This window comes from Neoalteromonas facilis, from assembly GCF_002807665.1.
Classification (GTDB): Bacteria; Pseudomonadota; Gammaproteobacteria; order Enterobacterales; family Alteromonadaceae; genus Alteromonas_E; species Alteromonas_E facilis.
Genome location: NZ_PEAY01000004.1, coordinates 586,378 through 605,387 on the forward strand (window position 1 = coordinate 586,378; position 19,010 = coordinate 605,387).

The following is a 19,010-nucleotide window of genomic DNA, read 5'->3' on the forward strand; positions in this document are numbered from 1 at the left end:
AAGCCCGCAAAAAGCGGGCTAGGTATATCGAATTATAAGTATTAGCAGCTGTAGTACATATCAAACTCAACTGGGTGAGTTGTCATATTAAGCGTTTCAACCTCTTCAGCTTTAAGACCAATGTATGCATCAATCATGTCATCAGTCATAACGCCGCCGGCTTTAAGGAAATCACGGTCGCTATCAAGTGCAGCTAGCGCTTGCTCTAGTGAACTTGCAACGGTTGGGATTTCTGCTGCTTCTTCTGGTGGAAGATCGTATAGATCTTTGTCCATAGAATCGCCTGGGTGGATTTTGTTTTTGATACCGTCAAGACCAGCCATCAACATTGCAGTGAATGCTAAGTATGGGTTTGCTGTTGGGTCAGGGAAGCGAACTTCAATACGACGAGCCTTATCGCTGGTTACGTAAGGAATACGAATTGAAGCAGAGCGGTTACGTGCAGAGTATGCAAGCATAACAGGCGCTTCGAATCCTGGCACTAGACGCTTGTATGAGTTAGTTGAAGCGTTAGTAAATGCATTAATTGCACGCGCGTGCTTGATAATACCGCCAATGTAGTAAAGTGCTTCTTCTGAAAGCCCTGCGTATTTATCACCCGCAAAGATATTCACGCCACCTTTACTGATCGATTGGTGACAGTGCATGCCTGATCCATTATCACCAACCAATGGCTTCGGCATGAAGGTCGCAGTTTGACCGTATGCGTTCGCTACATTGTGAATAACATACTTATAAATTTGGATTTCATCCGCTTTGGTTACTAGCGTGTTGAATTGGCATGCAATTTCATTCTGGCCTGCAGTTGCAACTTCATGGTGATGAGCTTCTACTACAAGACCCATTTCTTCCATTACTAGACACATGGCAGCACGAGTATCGTGCGCTGAATCTACTGGAGGAACTGGGAAGTAACCGCCTTTCACGCCTGGACGGTGAGCTAGGTTTCCACCTTCAAAATCAGCGCCAGAATTCCATTTAGCTTCTTCTGAATCGATTTTATAGAAAGAGCCCGCCATATCGGTATGGAACTTCACGTCATCGAACAAGAAGAACTCTGGTTCAGGACCAAAGAATGCAGCATCACCGATACCGGTCGATTTCAAATACTCTTCTGCACGACGCGCAACTGAACGTGGGTCACGCTCATAACCTTGCATAGTCGAAGGTTCAAGAATGTCACAACGGATATTAACTTGTGTTTCCTCTGCGAAGGGGTCTAGTACGCATGATTCTGGATCAGGCATAAGGATCATGTCTGATTCATTGATGCCCTTCCAACCAGCAATTGAAGAGCCGTCGAACATTTTACCTTCTTCAAAGAAGTCTTCATCTACTTGATGAGTAGGAATAGAAACGTGTTGCTCTTTTCCTTTTGTGTCTGTAAAGCGTAGGTCAACAAATTTAGCTTCGCTTTCTTTAATAAGTTCCAAGGCCTTTTCTACTGACATGGTGTCCTCCAGGTTTATAGGCGTTAATACTAAGTTGGGTAAAAATCCAGTGGTAAAACCCTGTGCGATTATCATGCCATGAATTAATACCGCAGAATTGCTACAGTTATATGCGATAAGGCAATTAATTCGGCAATATCATGCACCATAATGGTGCTTTGGTGCTTCATTGTGGTGCGCAAGGTGTAATGGGTTGCACATGCTAATTAGCATAGACGCTAAATAGCGCATGTGAAGTAAATTTTTTTTAAGTCGCTGATTAAATCTTCATCGCAATATGCGGTATTAATCTGTACAATCCGCGCTCTTTAACTTACCGACGTTGTGCTTTTCTATGTAGAAGCATTTGGGTAAGGTGTTTTTAAGCCCTTTTTTCTGGCATTTAGGTAATGAACAAGACTGATATTAGTAAATTACGCAATATTGCGATTATTGCACACGTTGACCACGGCAAAACGACCTTGGTTGATAAACTGCTTCAACAATCAGGCACACTGGAAGGTCGTGGTGAAGCGCAAGAACGCGTAATGGACTCTAACGATATTGAAAAGGAACGCGGCATTACAATTTTGGCTAAAAATACAGCCATCAATTGGAATGACTACCGCATCAATATTGTTGATACCCCGGGACACGCAGATTTCGGTGGTGAAGTAGAACGCGTTATGTCTATGGCTGACAGTGTTTTGCTATTGGTCGATGCACAAGAAGGCCCAATGCCACAAACGCGTTTCGTAACGCAAAAAGCTTTTGCTCAAGGCCTTAAGCCAATTGTTGTTATCAACAAAATCGACAAGCCTGGTGCTCGCCCAGATTGGGTTATGGATCAAGTATTCGATTTGTTCGACAACCTTGGTGCGACTGACGAACAGCTTGATTTCCAAGTGGTTTATGCGTCAGCGTTAAATGGATGGGCGTCGTTAGACGCAGATGAACCTGCCACCGATATGACAGCGTTATTTGAAACCATTGTTGAAAAAGTAGAAGCGCCAGCAGCCGATCCTGAAGGTGCATTGCAGATGCAGATTTCACAGTTGGACTACAACAGCTATGTTGGCGTTATCGGTGTTGGCCGCGTTACACGTGGTACAGTTAAATCGAATCAACAAGTCACTATCGTGGGTGCAGACGGTAAGAAGCGAAACGGTAAAGTAGGGCAAGTATTAGGCTACTTAGGCTTGGAACGCCACGAAGTCGATTCCGCTTCAGCCGGCGATATCATCGCTATTACGGGCCTTGGTGAGCTAAAAATCTCCGATACAGTATGTGACATTAATACGGTTGAAGCATTACCACCATTGTCAGTTGACGAACCGACGGTAACCATGACTTTCCAGGTCAATACGTCACCGTTTGCGGGCAAAGAAGGTAAGTACGTGACTTCGCGTAACATCCTAGAACGTTTGCATGCTGAACTGGTTCACAACGTAGCGCTTCGTGTTGAAGAAACAACAGACCCTGATAAATTCCGCGTATCTGGTCGTGGTGAATTACACCTCGGTATTTTGATTGAAAATATGCGTCGTGAAGGCTATGAATTAGCGGTATCGCGTCCAGAAGTAATTCTGCGTGATGTAGACGGCGAAGTTCATGAACCTTACGAAACACTGACCATTGACTGTGAAGAACAACACCAAGGTTCGATCATGGAGCAATTGGGTATACGTAAAGCTGAACTGAAAGACATGTCGCCAGATGGCAAAGGTCGTGTACGCTTAGATTTCGTAATCCCTAGCCGTGGTTTGATTGGTTTCCAAACAGAATTCATGACCCTGACTTCAGGTTCAGGTTTGCTTTACCATACATTTGATCATTATGGTCCACACAAAGGTGGCAACATTGGTCAGCGTAAGAATGGTGTTCTAATTGCCAATGCACCGGGTAAAGCACTGACAAATGCGCTATTCAACCTACAAGAGCGTGGCCGTTTGTTTATTGGTCATGGTGTCGAAGTTTACGAAGGTATGATCATTGGTATTCATAGCCGTGATAACGACTTAACGGTTAATGCGCTAAAAGGTAAGCAGTTAACTAACGTTCGTGCTGCCGGTACTGATGAAGCGCAAACACTCGTACCGCCTATTCGTATGACGCTAGAGCAAGCGCTAGAATTCATTGATGACGATGAACTAGTAGAAGTGACGCCTGAAAGCATTCGCATTCGTAAGAAATTATTGACTGAGAATGACCGTAAGCGCGCGAGTCGCTCTAAAGAAAAGTAGACTTTTTAAATGCTCGTTTTCATGCGAGCATATAATTTGTAGATTAGTTAAACGCCGTTATCGCACTTGCGACCAACGGCGTTTTTTGTCTGGGAGGTTTTATGGAAGTACAATATTTTGGTTATATGGCCGCTTTTTGTACCAGCATTTCTTTCTTGCCGCAGGCATTGAAAGTTATCCGTACTAAAGACACAGCGTCGCTTTCATTGTCCATGTACTCTATATTTTCATTTGGTCTGCTGATGTGGCTGACTTACGGCATATTGTTACAAGACTTACCGATGATTATAGCGAACACCATAACCTTGTTTTTCGCCGCCATTATTCTGGGGTTAAAAATACGCCATACGCTACAAACGCGTGCAAAAACACGCGCTTGACCGCGTTTTCTATATACTGGCAGCCAGCTCGGCGCCTTGACGTATTGCTCGTTTAGCGTCGAGTTCAGCGGCCACATCAGCGCCACCAATCACATGCACATGCATGCCCTCGGCTTCTAAGCTGCTTTGTAATTCACGCAGTGGCTCCTGCCCAGCGCACACAATAACATTGTCGACTTCAAGCAGGCGTGGTTTGTCTGCAATGTTGATATGCAGTCCGGCATCATCGACCTTTTCGTAGCTAACACTGTTGATCATTTGCACCTTGTGATTGGCCAGTGAGGCGCGGTGGACCCAGCCAGAGGTTTTGCCTAATCCTTTACCAACTTTACTGGTCTTACGTTGTAGCAAATACACTTCATGCGTCGGCTCGCCATGCTCGGCTGGCATTAACGCGCCAGGTTGCGTGTAATCTTTATCAACGCCCCAATGTGCCATCCATTTGTCCAAATCTTTGGTTAGATGCTCGTTTTCAACTAGATACTCTGCGACGTCAAAACCAATGCCACCCGCGCCAATAATGGCAACCCGCTTGCCTACCGGTTTATGATCGCGTAATACATCGAGGTAGCTCATCACTGATGGGTGATCCATGCCTGGAATGTCGAGTTGTCGTGGTTTTATACCGGTCGCCATTACCACGTGATGAAAGCCTTTCTCTTTCAACAATGCAGCATCAACACGTGTGTTTAAATGTAACTGAACCCCGGTCACCTCAATGCGTTTCTGGAAGTATCGTAGGGTCTCGTAAAACTCCTCTTTACCGGGTATTTGTTTGGCGTAATTAAATTGGCCGCCAATTTCCGCCGCTTGGTCAAACAGGTGAACATGATGGCCTCTCTCAGCTGCATAGGTTGCAAACGCTAGACCTGCAGGACCAGCTCCGACAACTGCTATTTGCTTAGGCTCAACAACTGACTTAAAGACTAACTCAGTTTCATAACACGCTTGTGGATTGACCAAACAACTGGCACGTTTTTGTTCAAACGCATGATCAAGACAGGCCTGATTACAGGCTATACACGTATTAATATAATCAGATTGATTGTGTTCGGCCTTAACCACAAAGTCGGGGTCCGCAAGAAATGGACGTGCCATAGAGACCATGTCGGCATGCCCTTCCGCTAACACGGCTTCAGCAACTTCCGGCATATTGATGCGATTGGTTGTGATTAGGGGAATTGAGACTTCTTGCTTCATTCGCTTGGTGATCCAAGTGAACGCTGCGCGTGGCACAGAGGTAACAATTGTCGGTACTCTAGCTTCGTGCCAGCCGATACCGGTATTGATCAAGGTGGCGCCAGCGTCTTCAATTGCTTTAGCTAAGTACACCACCTCTTCCCATGGGGCGCCGCCTTCAACTAAGTCAAGCATCGACAAACGGTAGATAATGATGAAGTTGGAACCAACCTTTTCACGTGTTTGGCGCACGATCTCAACGGCTAAGCGAGCCCGGTTTTCAACACTTCCGCCCCATTCATCGTCTCGATGATTGGTACGCTGACAGAAAAATTGGTTGATCAGGTATCCTTCTGAACCCATGATTTCAACACCGTCATATCCCGCCATTTGCGCGTAGTGTGCGCAGTTAACGTAATCTTTAATGGTGCTTTTAACACCGCGGCTAGATAGCGCTCGTGGTTTAAAAGGCGAAATGGGGGCTTTAATCGGGCTGGCTGAGACAGCAAATGGGTGATAGCCATAACGTCCGGAGTGCAATATTTGCATACAGATTTTGCCACCCTCGGCATGCACCGCTTCAGTGATAACTCTATGTTTTTTAGCGTGTCGACGGCTACTCATTCTGCCCGCAAAAGGCGCAACCCAACCGGCAATATTAGGGCTAATGCCACCGGTCACAATTAAACCTGCACCACCTTTTGCTCTCGCGGCATAAAACGCGGCGAGTTTGTCAAAGCCACCTTTCTCCTCTTCAAGCCCTAAGTGCATTGATCCCATTAATGTTCGGTTTTTCAACGTGGTAAAACCTAAATCTAATGGTGCTAATAAGTGTGGAAATGCAGTTTGTGTTGTCATATGGTTGCCCTTCATCCTGATTACTGAAGAGTATTAATCAGTCACGCATTATGCAAGTTATTGTCAAGCAACCTGTTGAATAACCACACTCGGCTGTCATTTTTATGAATTACAATGCTATTCAAACGGCGTTAAAAAGCACCTATCCTGATCAGCACTTTGTGAAAGTAGAAGTCTTGCAGTCATTGTGGAGTGGCTATGGTGAAATCGCACGCTTTCGTAGTGAAGAAACAGGGACAACGGTTATTGCAAAACTGATCAGCCCGCCCGGATCCGCAGTACATCCGCGAGGCTGGAATACTACAACTTCACATCAACGAAAATTAACCTCATACCAAAATGAGCGTCACTTTTACGCTCACTATACACAGTGCCTTACTGATGAAAGTCTTGTTGCTCGGCCTATCGCGATTTCGGGTGACATGGCAGCAGGTTGGATTTTAATGCAGGATTTAGATGCGAGTGGATTCTATAAGCGCAGTTTAGGCGACAATCTATCGGCATTGCACAGCGCGCTGCAATGGTTGGCCAACTTCCATTCGACGTTCTTAAACGTAAAAGGTGTAGGTTTGTCACCGAGAGGGACATACTGGTATTTAGCCACGCGTCAGGATGAGTGGAATGCAATGCCTGATGGGCCGCTTAAGACTCATGCTGCAGATATTGATAAACGCCTCGCTCACTGCCGCTTGAAAACGCTTTTGCATGGTGACGCTAAGGTGGCTAATTTTTGTTTCAGTGCTGATTGGAACACTTGTGCCGCAGTCGATTTCCAATACACAGGGCTAGGGTGTGGCATCCAAGATGTGGTGTATTTGCTCGGCAGTGTGCTAGACAATCAATCACTTGCTGTACGCGCCAATGACCTAATTGATGAATACTTTGCTTGTTTATTGCCTCGTATTGCGAAATTACATGGCGAAGCTGTTGCGACAGAGGTTGAAAAGGAATGGCGCCATTTAGTGCCTTTTGCTTGGGCGGATTTCGAACGCTTTTTGTTGGGCTGGTCACCGTCGCACAAAAAGTTAACTGCATATTCGCAAGAGCAAGTTAAGCAGGCGTTAGCGCTACTGGATTAGTTTGGAATGGCGAGTTCGCCTACGACCACTTGAATATTCAGCCGCTCGTTATCCCTAACCACTTCCAATTGCATGATAGTACCCGGCGCTGTTTCAGCGATCCGATCCAGCACTTTTGATGCGCTTTCCACTTCAATACCATCAACAGCCACGATAATATCGTTCACCTGTAATCCGCCGGATTCGGCTGGGCTGCCGGGTCTAATACCGTTAACTACTATTCCAGGGCGGTTAGGGACTTCATTACCAGCAAAGCCGAGTTCACCGCGTGTGACTTTGCCATTATCTACGATCTCGTTCATCACACGTTTGGCAAGTTCATAGGGAACCGCGAAATTGACGCCATCAACACTGCGAATACGACGACGATTGTCACGCACAAGGAAGCTCGCATTGGTAATGCCGACTAAAAAGCCATTGCTATCAACCAGCGCACCACCAGAATTGCCTTGATTCAGTACCGCATCGGTTTGGATAAAGTCAACGTAATTTGCAAGCCCATATCGGCCCGTTCTACTGACAATCCCTTGCGTTATGGTTTGGCCAAGATCATAAGGATTACCAATCGCCATTACGACGTCACCAACGCGGGTTTTGGGATCTTCCAATTGAGGGATCACATGGAGATTGTCAGCATTGACTTTTAGTACTGCAAGGTCGGTATAAATATCAAAACCGATCATTTCCGCCTCTAACAAACGACTGTCTTGTAGGCGTACTTGAATGGTGTCAGCGTTCTCGACAACATGGTAGCAAGTAAGGATATATCCATTGCCACTCATGATGACGCCGGAACCAAGACTGGTGCGCTCTCGGGTTCTCGGCTGGCTAAAGGGGTTGTTAGATATTTCGATGCTTTCGCTGTAAATATTGACCACAGCGGGGGCTGAAACACTTAAGGCATCATAATAGGTTGCCCGTTGTACTGTGTCAGTTTTGCCTGAGAGCCAACCGGAAGAAAAGCCTGAGCCTATTCTGAGATCAGGGATCAGCAATAACATCAGTGCTGCGACGATAAGACCTAAGAATACTGATCGACTAATAAATATAAGAAACGCTTTCAACGATGGCATTAGGGGCAGGTTACTCTCTTTTATTTAATTATTACGTGCTGCCGCGTAAGACACAAAAGTGTAGCAATACTATGCTTGAAATAACAGCTAAAGCCGAAGGTTATCTGTGCATAAAAAAGGGCAACACGATGGTTGCCCCTTTTTCTGCGATTTTATTCAGGTGTCTATCGGATAACTAGATAGAGGGTTGAGTTGCCACGTCGCACGTTCAGTGCAATTACGCCACTGGCACTTTCAATCGCTGAAGAAAACTCAACGATTGTTGTTACGCGTTGGCGATTGACACCGATGATCACGTCATCTTGTTGTAAGCCAATACGAGCAGCCGGGCTGCGCGCTTCTAGCTCACTGACTTCGACACCGCGATTACCGCTGTTGTCTTGTCCATTGGCAAGTGTTGCACCTTCCAGAGCAGGATGAATATCTCTTGCACTGGCCACGCTTGCACCAGCATCACCAAGCACTACTTTCTTAATCATTTCTTCGCCTTGACGAATAATGGTTAAGTCAATTTCAGTACCTGCGCCTAAGCTGGCAACTTTAGCACGCAGCTCTTCAAACGAGTGCAGTGCTCGACCATTCAAACCAACAATGATGTCCCCAGGCTGCAAGCCTGCTTTTTCGGCTGCGGAGTCAGGTGTTACTTCATTAACAAAGGCACCTTTGTTGACTTTTGATTCCATCGCTTCGGCTAGACCAGCGTCAATATTGCTGCCTAAAATACCCAGAAGACCGCGGCGGACTTCACCAAATTCGATGATTTGGTCAACCAAGCTTTTCATCATATTGCTCGGAATAGCGAAGCCGATACCGACGTTACCACCGCCTGGACCAAAAATAGCCGTATTGATACCAATCAGCTCACCACGCAGATTAACCAACGCGCCGCCTGAGTTCCCGCGGTTTATCGCTGCGTCAGTCTGAATAAAGTCTTCGTACCCACCGATGTTGAGACCAGAGCGGCCCAATGCACTGATGATACCCGACGTTACTGTTTGACTAAGACCAAATGGGTTACCTATTGCAACGGCGAAGTCACCTACTCGCAATTTGTCAGAATCAGCAAGTGGGATCGCGACCAAATCTTTACTTTCAATCTGTAATAATGCGATATCACTTTGTGGATCAGCACCCAGCTTTTTCGCCTCTAATTCGCGCCCATCGGTCAACATTACCGTAATGTTATCGGCATTTTCGACCACGTGGTTGTTTGTGACCACATAACCTTTTTCAGCATCAATAATGACCCCTGAACCAAGGCCTCTGAAAGGACGCTCTTGCACCTGTTCATTCGGACCACCAAAAAAGTATCGGAACATTTCCGGCACCTGTTGACGAGCCGTTTGAGTGCCCTCGACTGCAATACTTACAACCCCCGGGGTTACGCCTTCCAACATCGGAGCTAACGAAGGTACTTCGTCCTTGTCACTACTGAAAAAAGGTAATGCTGACAGTGCGGGACTACTCGCAAACACTGACACTGCTGCAATACTAAAAATAACTACCAACGACCGTAATTGTTTGCTCATTAAGGTTGATACTCCTATTTTTGTTATTCGCTACAATGACTATTGAGTTAAAGATAAGTTCAGTGAAACTTAATCTGGCGCGTTTGTTTGTCGCTTATTGTCGACGAATAGCCCAGATGAGCCTGTACTGGCAAAATCACGAGGTTGCTCATCAGAGCTCGCTTTGGCTGCATTTTTGCGCTGACGTTGAGAGTTTCTCAACATAGCGGTTGCCTGTTCGCCAAAGAATGTCATTTTGGGCATACCCTCAGTACTTTCTTCGGGTTGAATTTGCGTTTCATAATCACCAATTTGTTCTTCTAACACATCAATTTGGTGCTTTAAGCCCTGCAAGGTTTGTCGCGCTTGAAAAACGTGGTGTTCGGCCTGCTGGACCATGACTGCTTTTACGCTTTTTTCTGCCGCTTTGGCTGCTTGTTCGCTACCTTGTTGGGCGTACATAAAGCGCGCAACAAAAAAGCCAACGACAGCGCCGACTAAAACCAATCCAATTGAAATTGCAATTTCCATGGGTACTCCACTAGTGCTATGGGCAAACTGTTTTAATGTTCTTTCTTAAACTATACCAAAGCATCATCGCATTTGCGCAGATTCATTAGTATCATTTATCCTTTATCGGTTATTTCCCATATTGGGGAGTGAGTAACAAGTTTCAAGCGGAAGCGACGCCAAAAGGTAGTATTCAATACGATGACGCCAATCGAAAAATATAAACAGGACTTAGAAAAGCCCGATTTTCATTACGATCCCGCTCAGGAAATGGCGGTTAATGAGCTGCAGCGTTTGTATGACGAGCTGACCCAACCAAAGAAAAAACTGACGTGGCGAGTTAAAATCAAAGCAACTTTCGGTAAAGGGATGACCAAACCGTCTATCCAAGGCTTGTATTTTTGGGGTGGTGTAGGGCGCGGTAAAACGTATTTGGTTGATACGTTTTACGATTGTTTACCATTCGAGAAGAAATTGCGCATTCACTTTCACCGGTTCATGCACCGTGTGCATCAGGCGTTAAAACCATTGGCAGGGCAAAGTGATCCGTTGAAAATCATTGCCGCCGACTTGGCTAAAGAAGCGAAGGTCATTTGTTTTGACGAGTTTTTTGTATCTGATATTACCGATGCCATGATTTTGGGTAAGTTATTTGAATACCTGTTTGGCCATGGCATTGTGTTGGTGGCTACCTCAAATATTATCCCGGACGAGTTGTATCGCAATGGTTTGCAACGTGCGCGCTTCCTGCCAGCCATAGATTTGATTAATCAGAATACGCGGGTGATTAACGTCGATAGTGGTGTTGACTATCGATTGCGCACCCTCGAACAGGCTGAAATCTATCATTATCCGTTGGATAAAAAAGCGACGGAGAATTTGCATCATTATTTTACTCAACTTGCACCCGATGTAGGGCAGGAAAACTGTCAAATAGCGATTGAAGGACGCAAGATTTCGGTGTTGAGAGACGCAGATGGCGTGGTAATGGTTGAATTTGAAGCATTGTGTGATGGCCCGCGTAGTCAAACCGATTACATTGAAATAAGCCGTATTTACCACACGGTGCTATTGGCTAATGTCACCCAAATGGGACAAGACAATGATGATGTCGCTCGTCGATTTATTGCCATGGTAGATGAGTTTTACGAGCGCCACGTGAAGTTGATTATTTCAGCGTCAGTACCCATGGAAGAGTTGTACAGTGAGGGCCGCTTAAACTTCGAATTTAAACGTTGTTTGAGCCGATTACAGGAAATGCAGTCACACGAATATCTGAGTAAACAACATTTACCCTAATAGGTGGGTGTTATCTGGGCGTGAAAATAGGTAAAATCCACGGCACAAAATTGCCCGTCAGTTAAGATTTAAGAGAGCACAATGGGAAGAGCATTCGAAGTTAGAAAAAATGCCATGGCAAAAACAGCCGGGGCAAAGACCAAGGTCTATTCAAAATACGGTAAAGAAATTTATGTTTGCGCCAAGAATGGCGGAACCGATCCAGACGCTAACCTAGCGTTACGTCGTTTAATGGATAAAGCCAAAAAAGACCAAGTCCCCAGCCACGTTATTGAAAAAGCGATTGATAAAGCGGCAGGTGGTGCAGGTGAAGATTTCGTACCGATGCGTTATGAAGGTTTTGGGCCGGGTAACTGTATGGTGATTGTGGATTGTTTAAGTGACAATGCAAACCGCACAATTACCGATGTACGTAACTGTTTTACTAAGACTAAATCAAACCTTGGCGCACAAAACTCTGTGGCGCATATGTTTGATCATCAAGCTATTTTCCAGTTTGATGGTGACGACGAAGACGCCATCTTAGAGGTTTTGATGGAAGCTGATGTTGATGTCACAGACGTAGAACAGGAAGAAGGCAAAATTACTGTATTTGCGCCGCATACTGAGTTCTACAAAGTGAAAACTGCACTAACAGAAGCAAATCCAGATATTACGTTTGACACTGAAGAAATCACATTCGTACCTCAAACCAATGTTGATATCAGTGAAGAAGATGTGCCTGTATTTGAGAAGTTTATGGGCATGCTAAATGATTGCGATGATGTTCAGGATGTATATCACAACGCGGTATTGCCTGAATAAGCCTTTACGGTAATTGGATTGTTTAACGACTTTCACTGAGTTTTATTAGAATTAAGTTGTTTAACACAGCGTGCGAGCATAATTTGCAATGCAAGCATGAAAGACATAAGCCTTGTGGGAAACCTCAAGGCTTTTTTATTTCCAATCGAATAACACTGAACACGCTGATTGAGCTCTCTGCACACAACAGTGCGATGGGGACTTTGCGCTTCCCCATCTTTAACATCAGTGAGAGATGATTACATGACGAGTTAGTTAAATTGGATATAACCATTTTCCATATCAATTGATACAGGATGATTTTTAATAATTTCTGCCCCAATGTTTACCCAGCGCAGCGGCGCTAAAAATTTAACCACGGGATTTTCAAAGACGATACTCCCTAACTCGACACTTCCCGCTATTCTTCCTTCCCAAATATCAATCTCATGTCCTGGGATACGAGCTTTGCCAATCACTTTAGGTTCTTCAACATAGTCAAATGATGACTTCAAGTTGAGCGGTAAAGATAGACCGATAGGAGAACCTGTATCGATATGTGCGTCATATTCCTGCTCATTAATTAGGATTTTAAATGACGGTAAAGAGTCCTGAGTATTCAGTTCTAAGGTATTTTCTGAACCGTCTTTCAACTCATGTTCTTTGTCGATTGAGATAACTTGTCGCATCAGATCCACTGTGATCACACCGGGAGACAGTGCCCAGGCACTTAATACACCCTCTGGCGCATCGGGCGATGTGAACATCGTCATAATGTGGCTACTGATCCGGTTGAAATTGAACGTTGCATCGCCAACCATCACTTGTTCAGCAGCGTGCTGAGTGATTTCCAAGGTTTGTCCACCACCTAGATTGTTCATTTCATTAACACCTGTCTCGGGGAGCTTTAACTGTTTTGCTTTGTCACTGGATAACATAAGTTCAGCTCCACCAAGCCCAGTATCTATGATGACGCTGAACGGCTCTGAGTTATTGAGGCTGATGTCGATGGTCGGTCGACCACCAAAGCTACCTATGGGCAGTTCAATCCTCGAAGTGTTATCAGCAAACAAAGTTTGACTGGTGACTAACAGTAAAAATGCAAAGATAATTAACTTCATTTATTTTTCCTTATTTTTTGCAGTAGATTTTTATTTTTAAGGTGAGGAAATCCTTAGTTCACCTTTTCATATTCAACGATAAAGGCAGGAAACCAACTGGCGCCGTGATCATCACTGGCATCAATTATCATTTTTCGATGTTGGGCTTTTAGTTCTATGCTAAGTCGGAATGCTCTCCATACTCCTTTCGAGATAGGAAAAAAGGTTCCACTGTTGAGGTTTGTCATGACCAATGTGTCTTCTACAATCCGCCCTTCGTAAAGGTCCATGACGCCCCAAATGTCATCTATTGCCGCTTTCCGGAATACATCGCGATATTGGTCATAACTGAGGTATGACAACATATTAAAACTATCAGTAGCTGTTTCAGTGGGTTGCTCAGTAAGCAGCAGTTCTTTGTGTTGGCGAGCGACAGTAACGGGAAGCGTTGAGATTATCTGCCACGTCTTTCCTTTGTCACTTGACATTTTTGTGGTCATATTCCAGTTGCCTTCAAGTACACTCAGTTGCGCCATCATCGTATGAGGTTTGACTGAAGCCGCAGGTCGTTTAGGCTCAGGGAGTTGGATAAGCTGTTTCGCTTTGTCTAATGCGAGGTCGCTCGCGACCTCATGATCGGGAATAAGTCCGTTCCCTTCTATTTGCCCTTTATTGAGCGAAATGTAATTGGCAATTGGCAAAGACACTTGAATACCCGGTGCAATATCAAACATCTTTTGTGATAAGAGCTCTCCAGCCGTCTTTTCACCAATGATCTCGGCGTTATTAATCATGGCTAGTCCAGCCACAGATAGTTCAGCAGCACTTTTGGTATTGCTATCAACCAGGATATATACACTACCCGAATATAAGCTGCCTGAAGGTTCTATGGTTAAGTTGATAATTGGATGGGAATCTAGTGCCGCCCAAAACTCAAGTAGAGTGTCGCCACGAAAAGGTGTCGCATTCATGATGTCCGTGTGAGTGGGTTCTGCATCATGCTCTTGGTACCAAGCGCGAGTGGCAAAGCCTCCAATAACGGTAGCTTTATCGACAAAATACGATAAGAGTGATTTCACCACCATGGCACCCCCTTCATTACCACGTAAGTCAATGACTAGATTGGTAACGTCGCGCGCAATGATGTCTTCCATAAATTGGGCGACCTGTTGTTCGTTATCACGCCCCATCATTGTTTTTATGTTTAACCTAGCGAAGTCATCATCGAATGTTAGCTGACTTGCACTGGCCCCGACGTTCATTTGATTTACATGTTGGTATATTTGTTGGGCACTGCGATGTGACTGATTAAATGCGATATGAGAAATACCGGATGATGACCAAAGCGAATTTAATGCCTTTAACGTAACGCTAATGTCGTTATGCTCTGTTACGATCTGATGCTGCTTTTTTAAGACCGAATTTAATTGCCCATTTTGTAAAATGCTTGGCTTGAAAAAATAGTTATTGAATATACTCTCGATGCGTTTAGTCTCAATATTTGATGCTGTGTTATGGTGTTTATCATCAGCAAAAATAGTGGCAGAGAGCAAAACAAAGAGCGCACAAAACGCAGCCTTGAAGCCGTATTTTTCACGTGGGTTCATGCTTGGTCCAGTTAATAGAAGCTAAGTGGTAACCAAGTGTATCTGGAGCCCTATGGGCATGAGACCTAAATGCTTATTTAGGACGTACTAAATCACGATTTTGGACCTGGAGAATGAATGTCTGATATCACCGCTGGCATACAGCTGACTATCATCTTACAAAATATCGTTTTTTGTATTTTTCTAATGAGATTCTCGGAGGTTATCACTAACTCAACACGTATCTTTTTATTTCTTTTGGCCGTGTTTACGCTTCACATGGTGGCTAATTTGGCTCTAGCCTATGAACCTTTCAGTTTTGTTTTGTCGATAACTAAAGGGATTAGTTTGTTGTATGGGCCTTTGGTATACCTTTACGTTAGAACATCTGTATTCGATGAAAAGCGTTTGGCTCTAAAAGATGCGATCCACCTGCTACCAGCGCCACTCATTACAGTTTTAGATGGTTTCACCTCCGTTCATTTTCTTGTTGCGGCGGGGTTAACTTTTCTGAGCATGGCTATCTATCTCATCGCAGCTGCAGCTATTTACAAGAAATATATCGCCACCATAGACCTTACCCAATCGCTGGATGATGCTATCGCACTGACAGGGATCAAAGTGGCGTTATTTATAAATGCTGTCATTTTGCTGAGTAATATGGGCACGGTTGCACTTTATGTGATCACACAAAATGAATTCTTAATTGGTTTATCTCAAGTGTCCCTGTTCTTATTGTTATCAGCATCTATTGTAACGCTGGCGCTCACCGAACTGACGAAAGACAAACGTTTCCACGGTATCACTGCGTCGGATTTGGAAGTGCTAACAGACGGTAAGAAATCGAATAATGAATACCAAATAGACCCTGCTGTGACGGCGCTACTAGAAAACGAACTAGAGCGGCTGATGAGTAACGATAAGCCTTACTTACAACCATTATTTAATTTGCAGAGTCTCGCCAAAAAACTGGGTGTTTCCCCAAGAAATGTCTCGGCGTTCATCAATCAACGATATCAGAAAAGTTTTTCTGAATATGTGAATCAATTTCGCATTGAGGAAGTTAAGCAATTACTTATTTCTGATACCGAGCAAACTATTTTAGACATCGCCTACCAATGTGGATTTTCAACCAAATCAAACTTTAACCGAGCATTTAAATTACAAGAAGGGATGACACCAAGTGAATTCAAGGAGTCCAATACCTAGCTTGATTGTGAATTCCGTCATTCACCTCCCAGTATATTGACCACTACATTCACCCATATTAAATAACGATTGCAGTTTGTTCACAGGAGCCTACTACGCGCTCTTAACCCCCTCTACAGGAGCTTTTTGTGGGTTTTGTTCTGTTGCAACAAAATGTCGCGACTCAGTTATCCGATAAACTAACCTCAGGTACAGCTGTAACAGCACCGCAAGACACGTAATCTGATGACGCCAATGAAGGCAAATCTTAAAAAGGACCTTAATGATGAATACGTTATCAAATGAAGAATTGGAAAGTGTTTCTGGTGGTTGTGCCGAGCATTGCTGGGGTGATTTCAGTGCGGCAGGTTTTGGCGCGTCAGTTGTTGCCGGCGCGATTGGCGGCATGAGAGGTGGCTTTGTGTCAATGGCTCTTGGTGCCGTAGCTGGTGGACTTGGTTATGCCGGAAGTAAAGTGGGTGACAAGATGTCTGAGAGAACGACGGGGTCATCTGATGAATGAGGTTTAGGGGCTTAGGCCCCTCTCATACTCGGCTGGGAGTTGATATGTTACGAAATTTAAAAGCAAGCGTGCTGTTGCTGATATACGTCTTGGTTATGATATGTGTCATTGTGGTAGTTTCGCGCGTGACTCTATCAATATTTACAGACATCGGTGAAGGTACTGAAATAGCTATTATTGGCGTTGTTATTTTGCTGGTGGTTGCATTGTTCACCGAGGTGGGCAAAAGGCTAGCGGTATTTTCTCGAATGAAGAAAGATTAATTTTTGTTTTCCTTGGGCTCAATATGCACAACAGCATCAGTAATACCAAACTCTTTAGCGAGAACTGCTTCAATTTGATCGGCTAATTCATGAGTTTGTGTCAGCGATAACGAGCTAGGCGTTGCGACCGTAATGTCACCAATGTGTTGTTGACCATCAAAACGAGTACGTACTTTTCGAATTTCCTTTACGCCTTCAAGGTCGCCGATTGTTTTGCGTACTAGATTGTGATCAATATGAGTACCATCAACTAGGATTGGAATGGACTTTTTAAACAGGCGATAGGCCAAAAATAAGATAATAACGGCCATACAAATCGCAAACAACGTATCTAACCAATACCATCCCATTGCAGCAAGTTGCCAGCCGGCAATAATGGTAATAGAGGACAATACATCGCTTAGCGTATGACTGGCATCGGCATGCAGTAGATCGGAATTTAATCGCTTGGCCCAATGATGTTCCCAAGTGGTTAACAAGATGTTGGCAACAAGCGCCCCGATTAGAATCACCAACCCTGTGGAACTATTATTGACAGGCTCTCCAAAACGCTCGACTGCCGTGATTACAATTTCAACTGCAACCACAGACAATAGTGTGGCGAGAAAAAAAATCGCCAATGGCACAAATTTTTGATGTCCGTAGGGGTGTGATTTATCAGCAGGTTGTTCACTTTGCTGTTGGGCAAACCAAGCGACGATATTATTACCAACGTCGGTCAATGAATGGAACGCATCCGCCAAAATTGCGGTGGAGTGCGTCATCAAGCCCACTACCAACTTGAGCGCCATAATCAGTAAATTGATACTGCCCTCGATGATCAGGACATGTTTAACCTGCATATTTTCAACGCCTTAAGCAATTATTGTCCACTGTTCTACCGCTAACCACTATAGGACTAAACTCGACGATAACACAACCTGCATTTTTGCATTAGGTGTTCCCTCTATTCGACGGTATACTAGCGCCCGAGCCAGCCAGACAATCGCTGTTTTACTTCGGTAAAAGGGAGGAAAGTCCGGGCTCCAAAGGGCAGGGTGCCAGATAACGTCTGGGCGGCGAAAGCCGACGACAAGTGCAGCAGAGAGAAGACCGCCTAAGCATATTCGTATGCCGGTAAGGGTGAAAGGGTGCGGTAAGAGCGCACCGCGCGACTGGTAACAGTTTGTGGCGAGGTAAACTCCACCCGGAGCAAGACCAAATAGGATCCCAATTTGTGGCCCGCAAAGGGATCGGGTAGGTTGCTTGAGCCAACGAGCGATTGTTGGCCTAGATGAATGATTGTCACGTTAGCAATAACGAACAGAACCCGGCTTATCGGCTGGCTCACATTTTCTACTTTGACATATCCTGTAACGGACTAGTCCTAAATACCTATTTATTAATTTGATTACCAGGGCTATGCTGAGTGAATAAAAATTCGTTTCGGTTGCTCAGTGCCTTCCATCATTGATATTGAAGCCAGTGGTTTTGGCCCCGACAGTTACCCCATAGAAATCGGCATAGTGCGCGAGGATGGCGCGCGTTTTTGTCGTCTAATCAAACCATTTCCTGAGTGGCAACATTGGAGCGAAACTGCGGCGGAATTGCATGGCATCAATCGAGATGAATTACTGCACTTCGGTAAAAATGGCCTGGATGTCTGTTTGCAAATCAATGCTTTTGTTGGGCAACGCACGCTGTTTAGTGACGGGTGGGTTGTTGATAATCCATGGCTAATAAAACTATACGCAGCTGCTCGCTGCGAGATGACATTCAGGTTAAGTCCACTTGAGTCTCTGCTTAAGGAGTCACACATTTTACGATGGGATAGCGTGAAATCTGATGTCAGTTCCGAGTTAGGTGGCTCTCGGCATCGGGCAAGTGTTGATGCAATGATTATCCAACAAACAATTACTCGCGTTTTGGCATCCGACCTAGCACAGTGATTGGGTGAGACGGCTATCAGCTAGCGCTCAAATGTCGTATTGATTGCCTTACTGCAATTGTTTTTCGCAGGCGAGCCATG

At 44.8% G+C, this 19,010-nt stretch carries 17 protein-coding genes and 1 other RNA gene; 10 read left to right on the plus strand and 8 right to left on the minus strand.

Annotated elements, in window-relative coordinates; all coding sequences use genetic code 11:
- Positions 1–41 precede the first annotated feature (41 nt).
- On the minus strand, positions 42–1,451 hold the full coding sequence (gene glnA, locus CSH93_RS14125) for a glutamate--ammonia ligase (RefSeq protein ID WP_100643896.1): 1,410 nt from the start codon (positions 1,449–1,451) through the stop codon (positions 42–44).
- Positions 1,452–1,840: 389 nt separating this feature from the next.
- Between glnA and typA the strand changes: the two genes are divergently transcribed.
- Positions 1,841–3,673 carry a translational GTPase TypA gene (gene typA / locus CSH93_RS14130; protein WP_100643897.1) on the plus strand — a complete coding sequence of 611 codons (1,833 nt, stop codon included), beginning with the start codon at positions 1,841–1,843 and terminating at the stop codon, positions 3,671–3,673.
- A 101-nt stretch (positions 3,674–3,774) separates the two neighbouring features.
- Complete coding sequence (locus CSH93_RS14135; RefSeq protein ID WP_100643898.1) at positions 3,775–4,053, plus strand: SemiSWEET transporter; 279 nt, start codon at positions 3,775–3,777, stop codon at positions 4,051–4,053.
- 9 nt (positions 4,054–4,062) lie between these two features.
- Here the strand turns inward: CSH93_RS14135 and CSH93_RS14140 are convergent, their stop codons facing one another.
- Positions 4,063–6,090, minus strand: a complete 2,028-nt coding sequence (locus CSH93_RS14140; protein WP_100643899.1) for an NADPH-dependent 2,4-dienoyl-CoA reductase — start codon at positions 6,088–6,090, stop codon at positions 4,063–4,065.
- Positions 6,091–6,194: 104 nt separating this feature from the next.
- Between CSH93_RS14140 and CSH93_RS14145 the strand changes: the two genes are divergently transcribed.
- The gene (locus tag CSH93_RS14145) at positions 6,195–7,169 is read left to right on the plus strand and encodes a phosphotransferase (protein ID WP_100643900.1); all 975 of its coding nucleotides are present in this window, start codon (positions 6,195–6,197) and stop codon (positions 7,167–7,169) included.
- On the opposite strand, the gene CSH93_RS14150 is transcribed toward CSH93_RS14145, so the two are convergent.
- The 3 genes from CSH93_RS14150 to CSH93_RS14160 all read right to left on the minus strand — a co-directional run bounded on the left by CSH93_RS14150 (position 7,166) and on the right by CSH93_RS14160 (position 10,281).
- The gene (locus CSH93_RS14150; RefSeq protein ID WP_100643901.1) at positions 7,166–8,242 is read right to left on the minus strand and encodes a trypsin-like peptidase domain-containing protein; all 1,077 of its coding nucleotides are present in this window, start codon (positions 8,240–8,242) and stop codon (positions 7,166–7,168) included. The genes CSH93_RS14145 and CSH93_RS14150 overlap by 4 nt on opposite strands.
- A 164-nt stretch (positions 8,243–8,406) precedes the next feature.
- Positions 8,407–9,771 carry a DegQ family serine endoprotease gene (locus CSH93_RS14155; RefSeq protein WP_100643902.1) on the minus strand — a complete coding sequence of 455 codons (1,365 nt, stop codon included), beginning with the start codon at positions 9,769–9,771 and terminating at the stop codon, positions 8,407–8,409.
- A gap of 69 nt (positions 9,772–9,840) precedes the next feature.
- Positions 9,841–10,281 carry a ZapG family protein gene (locus CSH93_RS14160; RefSeq protein ID WP_100643903.1) on the minus strand — a complete coding sequence of 147 codons (441 nt, stop codon included), beginning with the start codon at positions 10,279–10,281 and terminating at the stop codon, positions 9,841–9,843.
- A 180-nt stretch (positions 10,282–10,461) separates the two neighbouring features.
- On the opposite strand from CSH93_RS14160, the gene zapE reads away from it, so the two are divergent.
- Positions 10,462–11,559: a cell division protein ZapE gene (gene zapE, locus CSH93_RS14165; RefSeq protein ID WP_100643904.1), complete on the plus strand. Its 1,098-nt coding sequence runs from the start codon at positions 10,462–10,464 to the stop codon at positions 11,557–11,559.
- 81 nt (positions 11,560–11,640) lie between these two features.
- On the plus strand, positions 11,641–12,363 hold the full coding sequence (locus CSH93_RS14170) for a YebC/PmpR family DNA-binding transcriptional regulator (protein ID WP_100643905.1): 723 nt from the start codon (positions 11,641–11,643) through the stop codon (positions 12,361–12,363).
- 251 nt (positions 12,364–12,614) lie between these two features.
- Here CSH93_RS14170 and CSH93_RS14175 read toward each other — a convergent pair whose 3' ends face one another.
- Both CSH93_RS14175 and CSH93_RS14180 read right to left on the minus strand, forming a co-directional pair.
- Entirely contained in the window at positions 12,615–13,463 is an 849-nt protein-coding gene (locus CSH93_RS14175) for a pepsin/retropepsin-like aspartic protease family protein (RefSeq protein ID WP_100643906.1), read from the minus strand.
- A gap of 53 nt (positions 13,464–13,516) precedes the next feature.
- Complete coding sequence (locus tag CSH93_RS14180; protein ID WP_100643907.1) at positions 13,517–15,049, minus strand: S41 family peptidase; 1,533 nt, start codon at positions 15,047–15,049, stop codon at positions 13,517–13,519.
- Positions 15,050–15,166: 117 nt separating this feature from the next.
- Between CSH93_RS14180 and CSH93_RS14185 the strand changes: the two genes are divergently transcribed.
- The 3 genes from CSH93_RS14185 (at position 15,167) to CSH93_RS14195 (ending at position 17,002) form a co-directional block, all read left to right on the plus strand.
- Positions 15,167–16,237, plus strand: a complete 1,071-nt coding sequence (locus CSH93_RS14185) for a helix-turn-helix domain-containing protein (protein WP_100643908.1) — start codon at positions 15,167–15,169, stop codon at positions 16,235–16,237.
- A 262-nt stretch (positions 16,238–16,499) separates the two neighbouring features.
- Positions 16,500–16,739, plus strand: a complete 240-nt coding sequence (locus tag CSH93_RS14190; protein ID WP_124748982.1) for a class IIb bacteriocin, lactobin A/cerein 7B family — start codon at positions 16,500–16,502, stop codon at positions 16,737–16,739.
- Between the two features lie 44 nt (positions 16,740–16,783).
- The gene (locus CSH93_RS14195; protein WP_100643910.1) at positions 16,784–17,002 is read left to right on the plus strand and encodes a hypothetical protein; all 219 of its coding nucleotides are present in this window, start codon (positions 16,784–16,786) and stop codon (positions 17,000–17,002) included.
- Here the strand turns inward: CSH93_RS14195 and CSH93_RS14200 are convergent.
- On the minus strand, positions 16,999–17,844 hold the full coding sequence (locus tag CSH93_RS14200) for a cation diffusion facilitator family transporter (protein WP_100643911.1): 846 nt from the start codon (positions 17,842–17,844) through the stop codon (positions 16,999–17,001). The genes CSH93_RS14195 and CSH93_RS14200 overlap by 4 nt on opposite strands.
- 127 nt (positions 17,845–17,971) lie before the next feature.
- On the opposite strand from CSH93_RS14200, the gene rnpB reads away from it, so the two are divergent.
- An RNA gene (gene rnpB, locus CSH93_RS14205) (RNase P RNA component class A) lies at positions 17,972–18,335 on the plus strand.
- Between the two features lie 103 nt (positions 18,336–18,438).
- Entirely contained in the window at positions 18,439–18,930 is a 492-nt protein-coding gene (locus CSH93_RS14210) for a 3'-5' exonuclease family protein (RefSeq protein ID WP_240615606.1), read from the plus strand.
- Positions 18,931–19,010 lie beyond the last annotated feature (80 nt).

Coding starts and splice junctions, on each gene's coding strand:
- CSH93_RS14155 (WP_100643902.1), bottom strand. CDS start 9,771: ATGAGCAAACAATTACGGTCGTTGGTAGTTATTTTTAGTATTGCAGCA.
- CSH93_RS14145 (WP_100643900.1), top strand. CDS start 6,195: ATGAATTACAATGCTATTCAAACGGCGTTAAAAAGCACCTATCCTGAT.
- CSH93_RS14195 (WP_100643910.1), top strand. CDS start 16,784: ATGTTACGAAATTTAAAAGCAAGCGTGCTGTTGCTGATATACGTCTTG.
- CSH93_RS14200 (WP_100643911.1), bottom strand. CDS start 17,844: ATGCAGGTTAAACATGTCCTGATCATCGAGGGCAGTATCAATTTACTG.
- CSH93_RS14160 (WP_100643903.1), bottom strand. CDS start 10,281: ATGGAAATTGCAATTTCAATTGGATTGGTTTTAGTCGGCGCTGTCGTT.
- typA (WP_100643897.1), top strand. CDS start 1,841: ATGAACAAGACTGATATTAGTAAATTACGCAATATTGCGATTATTGCA.
- CSH93_RS14140 (WP_100643899.1), bottom strand. CDS start 6,090: ATGACAACACAAACTGCATTTCCACACTTATTAGCACCATTAGATTTA.
- CSH93_RS14170 (WP_100643905.1), top strand. CDS start 11,641: ATGGGAAGAGCATTCGAAGTTAGAAAAAATGCCATGGCAAAAACAGCC.
- CSH93_RS14180 (WP_100643907.1), bottom strand. CDS start 15,049: ATGAACCCACGTGAAAAATACGGCTTCAAGGCTGCGTTTTGTGCGCTC.
- CSH93_RS14135 (WP_100643898.1), top strand. CDS start 3,775: ATGGAAGTACAATATTTTGGTTATATGGCCGCTTTTTGTACCAGCATT.
- glnA (WP_100643896.1), bottom strand. CDS start 1,451: ATGTCAGTAGAAAAGGCCTTGGAACTTATTAAAGAAAGCGAAGCTAAA.
- zapE (WP_100643904.1), top strand. CDS start 10,462: ATGACGCCAATCGAAAAATATAAACAGGACTTAGAAAAGCCCGATTTT.
- CSH93_RS14190 (WP_124748982.1), top strand. CDS start 16,500: ATGATGAATACGTTATCAAATGAAGAATTGGAAAGTGTTTCTGGTGGT.
- CSH93_RS14185 (WP_100643908.1), top strand. CDS start 15,167: ATGTCTGATATCACCGCTGGCATACAGCTGACTATCATCTTACAAAAT.
- CSH93_RS14150 (WP_100643901.1), bottom strand. CDS start 8,242: ATGCCATCGTTGAAAGCGTTTCTTATATTTATTAGTCGATCAGTATTC.
- CSH93_RS14175 (WP_100643906.1), bottom strand. CDS start 13,463: ATGAAGTTAATTATCTTTGCATTTTTACTGTTAGTCACCAGTCAAACT.